General features: G+C 71.0%; 3 protein-coding genes. All 3 read right to left on the reverse strand.

What is annotated here, in order from left to right:
• Nucleotides 1–2,045 (reverse strand): condensation domain-containing protein (locus BMY35_RS37335; protein ID WP_143080846.1); only part of this gene is annotated, 2,045 nt, incomplete at its 3' end.
• 84 nt (nucleotides 2,046–2,129) lie between these two features.
• Nucleotides 2,130–6,743, reverse strand: coding sequence for a type I polyketide synthase (locus BMY35_RS37340; protein WP_093210102.1), 4,614 nt, complete (start codon nucleotides 6,741–6,743; stop codon nucleotides 2,130–2,132).
• On the reverse strand, nucleotides 6,740–7,369 hold a 630-nt coding region (locus tag BMY35_RS37345), incomplete at its 5' end, for a phosphopantetheine-binding protein (RefSeq protein ID WP_256230742.1). The genes BMY35_RS37340 and BMY35_RS37345, both read right to left, overlap by 4 nt.

Consider the following 7,369-nt stretch of genomic DNA (forward strand, 5'->3'; position numbering starts at 1 on the left):
TGCATGCTGCGGATGAAGTGCGACAGCGCCTCGTGGCGCACCATCACGCCCTTGGGCTTGCCGGTGGAGCCGGAGGTGTAGATGACGTAGGCCAGATGCTGCGCGTGCAGCGGAACCTCGGGGTCGTGCGCGGGCTCGCCCGACAGGTCGAGCTCGTCGACGGCCAGGACGCGGATGCCCGCATCGCCCGCGGCGCGCTCCCGCAGGCTGGCCTGCGTCAGCAGCAGCGACAGGCCGCTGTCGCTCGCCATGTAGGCCAGCCGGTCCTGAGGATGTTCCGGGTCCAGCGGCACATAGGCCGCGCCCGACTTGAGCACGGCCAGCACGCTCGCCACCATGCCCGCATTGCGCTCCATGACGATGCCGACCTTTGCCTCGGGCCCCGCGCCCGAGGCAATCAGCCGGTGCGCGAGCCGGTTGGCTCGCTCGTTGAGTTGCGCGTAGCTCAGCGACTCGGCACCGCACACCAGCGCAATCGCATCGGGACGCACCTGCGCCTGTTGCTCGATCAGCCTGTGCACCGGGGGCGCGTCAGGGAAACGCAGCGCGTTGAGGCCCTGTGCCGCATGCCCAGCCTCGTCCTGCAGCGCCACCTCGCCCACCGCCTGCTCCGGCGCGTCGGCCAGTGCCTGCAGCAGCGCCAGATAGTGCCCGGCCATGCGCGCGATGGTGCCGGCCTCGAACAACTCACGCGCATAGCCGAAGACCGCCCTGATCCCACCCTCTGGATCCTCGATGGCCGTGAGCGTCAGCTCGAACTGCGCGGCCTTCTCGCCGAGCGGGCAGCCCTCCATCGTCAGCCCCGGCAGCGTTCGCAGGGCTTCGTAGCCGCCGCGCAGGTAGTTGAACATCACCTGGAAGAGCGGCGAATGGCCCATGCTGCGCTCGGGCTGGAGGGCTTCGACCAGCTGCTCGAAAGGCAGGTCCTGGTGCGCCTGCGCGCCGAGCGCCGTCTCGCGGGCATGGGCAAGCAGTTGCGCGAGTGCCATGCGGCCATGAACCTGCGCGCGCAGCACCTGCGTGTTGACGAAGAAGCCGATGACGCCTTCGGTCTCGGCCCGGTTGCGGTTGGCCACCGGTACGCCCACGCGGATGTCCTCCTGCCCCGTATGGCGATGCAGCAGTGCCTGGAAGCCCGCCAGCAGCAGCATGAACGGCGTGGTGCCGCGCTCCTGCGTGCGGCGCCGCAGCGCCTGCGCCAGCGCGGCTGGCAGCTCGACCGTGTGGCTGGCCGCGACGTAGCCGCCTTCGGCCTTTCTCGGATGGTCCGCCGGAAGCTGCAGCACCGGCTGCTCGACTCCCAGCTGCTCGCGCCAGTAGGCAAGCTGCCGCTCGCGCTCGCCAGCCTCCAGCCAGCGCCGCTGCCATGCGGCGTAGTCGGCGTACTGCACCGGCAGCAGCGGCAACCCCGCCACGCCTTCGCCCTGGGTGATGGCGCGGTACTGCGCCACGAACTCGTCCACCAGGATCTGCATCGACCAGCCGTCCGACACGATGTGGTGCATCACCACCACCAGCACGTGCGCCTGCTCGCTCTCGCGGATCACGCTCACGCGCAGCAGCGGGCCGCGCAGCAGGTCGAAGGGCTCGCGGCTCACATCGCGCGCGGCCTCCCCGGCCAGCCCGGCGCGCAGCGCCTCGGGGACTCCGCCCAGGTCGACGAGCGGGATCTCCAGATCGAGCCGGGGCAGCACGACCTGCTCGGCCAGCCCGTCGTCACCAGTCCGGAACACCGTGCGCAGCGACTCGTGGCGTGCCACCAGTGCCCGGAAGGCCGCCCTGAGCGCATCGACGTCCAGCGCGCCCTGCAGGCGCAGTCCTTCCGCTATGTGATACGCGGTGCTGGCGGGATCCAGCTTCCAGAGGAACCACTGGCGGCGCTGCGCGAACGACAGCGACGCGCGGTCCGCCGCGTCCGTGCTCGGGACCAGCGCCGGCTCACGGTCTTCGGATGCCGCCGCCCCCTTCAGACGGCTCGCCAGCAGGGCTTGCTGCGCCGGCGTGAGGCGGGCGCGTTGAACGGACAGTTTTTGGGATATGGACATGGGGTGAAGAAGATTCGGTCTGCGCGATACGCGCGGCCCACGTGGTGGGCCTCACCCCTGATGACGTATACGGCGCCGCTTTGTTCAGGCCACCCCCTCGGCCTGCCCTGCCACGCGTCCTTCCCCCTGCTCGATCTGCTCGATCACGTGCAGCTCCACGAGCGCGGCCAGCGCCGCCACCGTCGGCTCGTTGAAAAGCGCCGCCGGGTGCAGCACCACCCCGAACTTCTTGCGCACCCGGCCCAGCAGCTGGATGGCCGTGAGCGAATCGCCGCCCAACTCGAAAAGGCTGTCGTTCACGCCGATGGACGAGAAACCCAGCGCTTCGGCCCACATCTGCGCGATGTCGGCTTCGAGCTCGCTTTCTGGCGGCGCGAAAGGCGTTGCCAGGGCGGGCCGCTCGTGCGTGCCACCCGCCGCCCGCGCCTGGACCTGGGCCACAGGTTCCACGTCGAAATCCAGCGAGGTCAGGCGCGCGCGCTTCTCCTCCACGCTCAGCGGCGAGACGAAGAGCTGGGGCACCACCGCGCCGGCGAGCACGCGCTCGAAGGCCTGCACGCCCATCCCGGGCGAAATGCCGACGCCTTCCGGGGGGTCGCGGTGCGCGGCCATGCCGACCTCGCGCCAGGTGTCCCAGTTGAGCGACCAGACGGGAAAACGCTGCTCGCGCAGCGCCAGCCGCGCCGTGGCGTCCAGATAGCAGTTGGCCGCGCAATAGTCGGCATCGCCGAAGGCGCCGAGCGCGGCGGCGGTGGACGAGCAGAACAGCACGAAATCGGGGGCCTGCCCTTCGAGCGCCGCCATCAGGGCGCGCGTACCCTGCACCTTGGGCGCGCACACGGCCTCCACGGCCGCGCGCTCGCGCTGCGCCATGACCCCGCCGCCCGGCAGGCCGGCCGCATGGATCACGCCATGGAGCACGCCGAACTTCGCGACGGCCTGGTGCACGACCTCTTGCATGCGCGCCGCGTCGGCCACGTCGGCCTGGAGCACCAGCAGTTCGGCACCGCCCTGGGAAAGCTGCGTCAGCTTCTGCAGGCGCTCGCGCAGCGACGGGGCGGTGGCGGGGTCGGCGATGGCCTCCCCCCACATATGACGCGCCGGCAACTCCGAGCGCCCTACGAGCACCAGCCGGGCCTGCCACTCGCGCGCGAGACGATCGGCCAGCGCGAGGCCGATGCCGCCCAGGCCGCCAGTGATCAGGTAGACGCCCTGCCTCCTCAGCCGCTGGACCGAAGCGCCCTCGTCGCCCGCCACCGGCTCGAACGCCTGCTGCCAGCGGTGCGGCCCGCGGTACGCCACCAAGGCCGGCGGCTCGGCCGCACGCGACTCGGCCACCACCTGGTCGACCAGGCGGCGCAACGCGGCGCCTTCGCCGTCGGGTGCCACCACGTCGATCAACTGGCAGTCGATGTCCGGAAATTCCTGCGGCAGCACCTTGCAGGGACCGTGCAGCATCGCCTTGGCCGGATTCAGGCTTTCCAGGCCCGTCACGTCCTCGGCCTGGCTGGCGACCACCGTCACCCGCAGGCGGCCGCCCTGGCCGGCGAGGCCTTCGCCGTAGAGCGCCTGCACCAGCGCCAGCATGCTGTGGAAGCCGCGTGCCAGCACAGGCTCCAGCGGGCCGTGCGCATCGTGTTCCTCCAGGCTCCAGAGATGGAACACCTGACGCAGCGGGCCATGCACCGCGCCGGCCTCGCCCAGCACGCGGGCCAGGTCATCGCGCGCGTCGGTACGCACGCGATAGCGCCGCGAGTCCAGGGCCTCGAAGGCCTGAGCACTCTCCGCCACGACGACGCGCCCGGACGAGGCGGCCAGCCTTTCCACCAGCGCCGAACGGAAGCCACCTGCATCGCCGAGCACGAGGCAGTACCCGGCTTCGGCATCGGCCGCCTCCAGCGGCGGCTGCGATTGCAGCGGCGCCGCGCGGCGCCATGCGGGCGCCTGGAACCAGTCCTCGAGCTCCCGCCGCGCCGGCTTGCCTTGCGCAGGCGCGCTGGCAGCGGGCACCTTGCCCGGCTCGATCCAGTAGGACCGGCTCTCGAACGGATAGGTAGGCAGCGGCACGCGCCGCCGCGCGGTATCGGCGTGGCAGGCCTGCCAGTCGACCGATACGCCGGCGACCCACAACTGCGCCAGTGCGCGCGCGCACTGTGCATCGCCCTCGCGCCATTGCTGCGGCCGGGTCTGCGAGGCCACGATGCATGCGGCAGATGCCGCGCGCGCATGGCGCCGGGCCAGCGACACCAGCACCTCGCCCGGCCCAGCCTCGAGCAGCGCGACGCGCCCCGGCATGCCCAGCACCGAGCTCAGGCCCTCGGAAAAGCGCACCGTACCGCGCAGATGGCGTACCCAGTACTGGGCGCTCGTGGCCTCGGCATCGGTGATCGGCCGACCCGTGACGTTGGAAATGAAGGAGATCGACGGCGCATTCCTGCGCACGCCCTCGACCAGCGCCTGGAACGCCGGCAGCACCGGCTCCACCATCGACGAATGGAAGGCGTGCGACACATGCAGCCGGCGCGCCACCGTGCCGCGCGCGGCCAGCTCGCGCTCCGCTGCCGCGATGGCCTCGGGCGTTCCGGACAGCACGCAGAGCCTGTCGTCGTTGACGGCCGCGAGGCTGCAGTCCTGCGAGAGCCACGGCTGCAGTTCGGCCTCCGACATCGCGACGGCCATCATCTCGCCGCGCGGCAGCCCCTGCATCAGGCGCCCGCGCGCCGCGATGAGCGCCAGCGCATCTTCCAGGGCGAACACGCCCGCGATGCACGCGGCCACGTATTCGCCGACGCTGTGCCCGAGCATCACGGCAGGCTGCACGCCCCAATGCATCCACAGGCGCGCCATCGCGTACTCGACGACGAAGAGCGCGGGCTGCGTGATGGCAGTCTGCGACAGCTTCTCCGCCGCGACAGCCTCGTCCGCCTCCGCCGGGAACAGGCACCGCCGCAGGTCCAGCCCGAGCAGGGGCTCCAAGGTGCCGCAGCACTGGTCGATCACTTCGCGGAACAGCGGCTCGCTCTCGTAGAGCCTGCGGCCCATGTGCAGGTGCTGCGCGCCCTGGCCCGGAAAGAGGAAAGCGACCTGCGGAGCTTCGGTGGTGCACGAACCGCTCCAGCCGTGCGCCGCGTCGGGGGCTTCGAGCTGGCGCGCGGCCTCCGCCGCACTCGACGCCAGCACGGCGCGGCGATGCGCGAAGTGCCTGCGTCCGGTCTGCAGCGTGTAGGCGACGTCGGCGAGCGGCTGTGCGCCGTTGTCCGCGATGTGCCGTGCCAGCCTTGCCTGCGCCGTCCGCGCCGCATCGGCGCTGCGTGCCGACACCGGCAGCACATGCCAGGCGCGCGCGGGGCCTGAAGGAGCCGCGACGGGCGCTTCCTCCAGCACCACGTGCGCGTTGGTCCCGCCCATGCCGAAGGAACTCACGCCAGCGCGGCGTGGCGCGGTGCCGGCGGGCCAGTCGCGCGCCCGGGTGTTGACGTAGAACGGGCTGCCCGCGAAGTCGATCTGCGGATTCGGCTGCTCGTAGTGCAGGCTGGGCGGCAGCGTCCTGTGACGCAGCGCGAGCACCGCCTTGATGAGGCCGGTCACGCCGGCCGCCGCGTCGAGGTGTCCGATGTTGGTCTTCACCGAACCGATGGCGCAGTAGCCGGTGCGTCCGGTGCCGCTGCGGAAGGCCTGCGTGAGCGCCGCGATCTCGATCGGATCGCCCATCGGTGTCGCGGTGCCGTGCGCCTCCACGTAGCCGATGCTGTCGGGCTCCACGTCGGCGATCATCTGCGCGGCGAGGATGGCCTGCGCCTGCCCTTCCACGCTGGGTGCGGTATAGCCCACCTTGCCCGAGCCATCGTTGTTGATGGCCGAGCCCTTGATGACGGCGTGGATGGTGTCGCCGTCGGCCACCGCGTCGGCCAGCCGCTTCATCGCCACGATGCCCACGCCGCTGCCGCTGATGGTGCCGGCCGCGCGTGCGTCGAAGGCACGGCAGTGACCGTCGGGCGATGCGATGGACCCAGCCTGGTAGCGATAGCCCAGCCCCTGCCCCAGGTTCAGCGACACGCCGCCGGCCAGCGCCATGTCGGCCTCGTGGTTCAGGAGCGCCTGGCAGGCCATGTGCACCGCGACCAGAGACGTGGAGCAGGCGGTCTGCACAGTGACCGCGGGCCCCTGCAGGTCGAGCTCGTAGGCCGCGCGGGTGCATAGCGCGTCCTTCTCGTTGCCGTTGAGCAGCGTCTGCAGCGAGGCTTCTTCGCCCTTGCCGCCCAGCACTCCGGCCTGCAACAGGTTGCGCCAGACATACTGGTTCGTGCTCGCGCCGCCGTAGATGCCGATGCGCCTGGGCTGCCGCTCGCCGTAGCATCCGGCATGCTCGAGCGCCTCGACCGCGGTCTCGAGGAAGAAGCGCTGCTGCGGATCGAGGTACTCGGCCTCGCGCGCCGAATAGCCGAAGAAGCCCGCGTCGAAGCGGTCCATGCCGTCGAGCACGACGCCGGCCTTCACGTAGTCGGGATCTGCCAACGCCTCCGGCGACACGCCCCGCGCGCGCAGCTCCTCGTCGGAGAAGAAGCTCACCGACTCGACGCCGTCGCGGATGTTGCGCCAGAAGGCGTCGATGTCCGGCGCGCCGGGATAGCGCCCGGCCAGGCCGACGATGGCGATGTCGATCTCGCTGATCTCGCCGGGTTCGATGGCGTCGCTCATCGGTGCATTCCTTCCGCGGCTTTCTTTCGCCGCAACATGGCCTCGCGTTGCCTGCGCGCACCGTCGCGCGCGGGTTGCATGGCGGTTTCCTCCGAATGGGCAGGGCTCAGGCTCTGTGCCTGCGAAGCCACGGTGGGATGCCTGAACAGGTCGACCAGCGGCACCGTGAAGCCCAGCCTCGACTTGATCTGCGCCTGCACCTGCACCAGCAGCAGCGAATGGCCACCGATGTCGAAGAAGTTGTCGTGGATGCCCACGCCTTCAAGGCCCAGCACCTCGGTCCAGATGGCGCAGATGGCCCGCTCGATCTCGCGCGTGGGTGCCACGCGGCTGGCGGCACCGGGTGCTTCCGGCACCGGCAGCGCCTTGCGATCGACCTTGCCGTTGGCATTCAGCGGCAACGCCTCCAGCACCACGATCACCCCGGGCACCATGTGCTCGGGCAACGCCTGCAGCAACCTCGTCTTCAGCTCCGCCACATCGACAGCCTGCGTGCCCGAGACATACGCCACCAAGCGCGCCCCGCCCGCGGCCTGCTGCTGCGCCACCACCACCGCCTCGCGCACCCCAGGCTGCGCCAGCAACTGCGCCTCTATCTCCCCCAGCTCGATGCGGAAGCCCCGGAT

This window comes from Variovorax sp. YR750 (assembly GCF_900109805.1).
In the GTDB taxonomy this organism is placed as follows: domain Bacteria; phylum Pseudomonadota; class Gammaproteobacteria; order Burkholderiales; family Burkholderiaceae_C; genus Variovorax; species Variovorax gossypii.

What these genes read in the sequence shown, in the direction of transcription:
- BMY35_RS37340 (WP_093210102.1), bottom strand. Translation starts at nt 6,743, where the DNA reads ATGAGCGACGCCATCGAACCCGGCGAGATCAGCGAGATCGACATCGCC.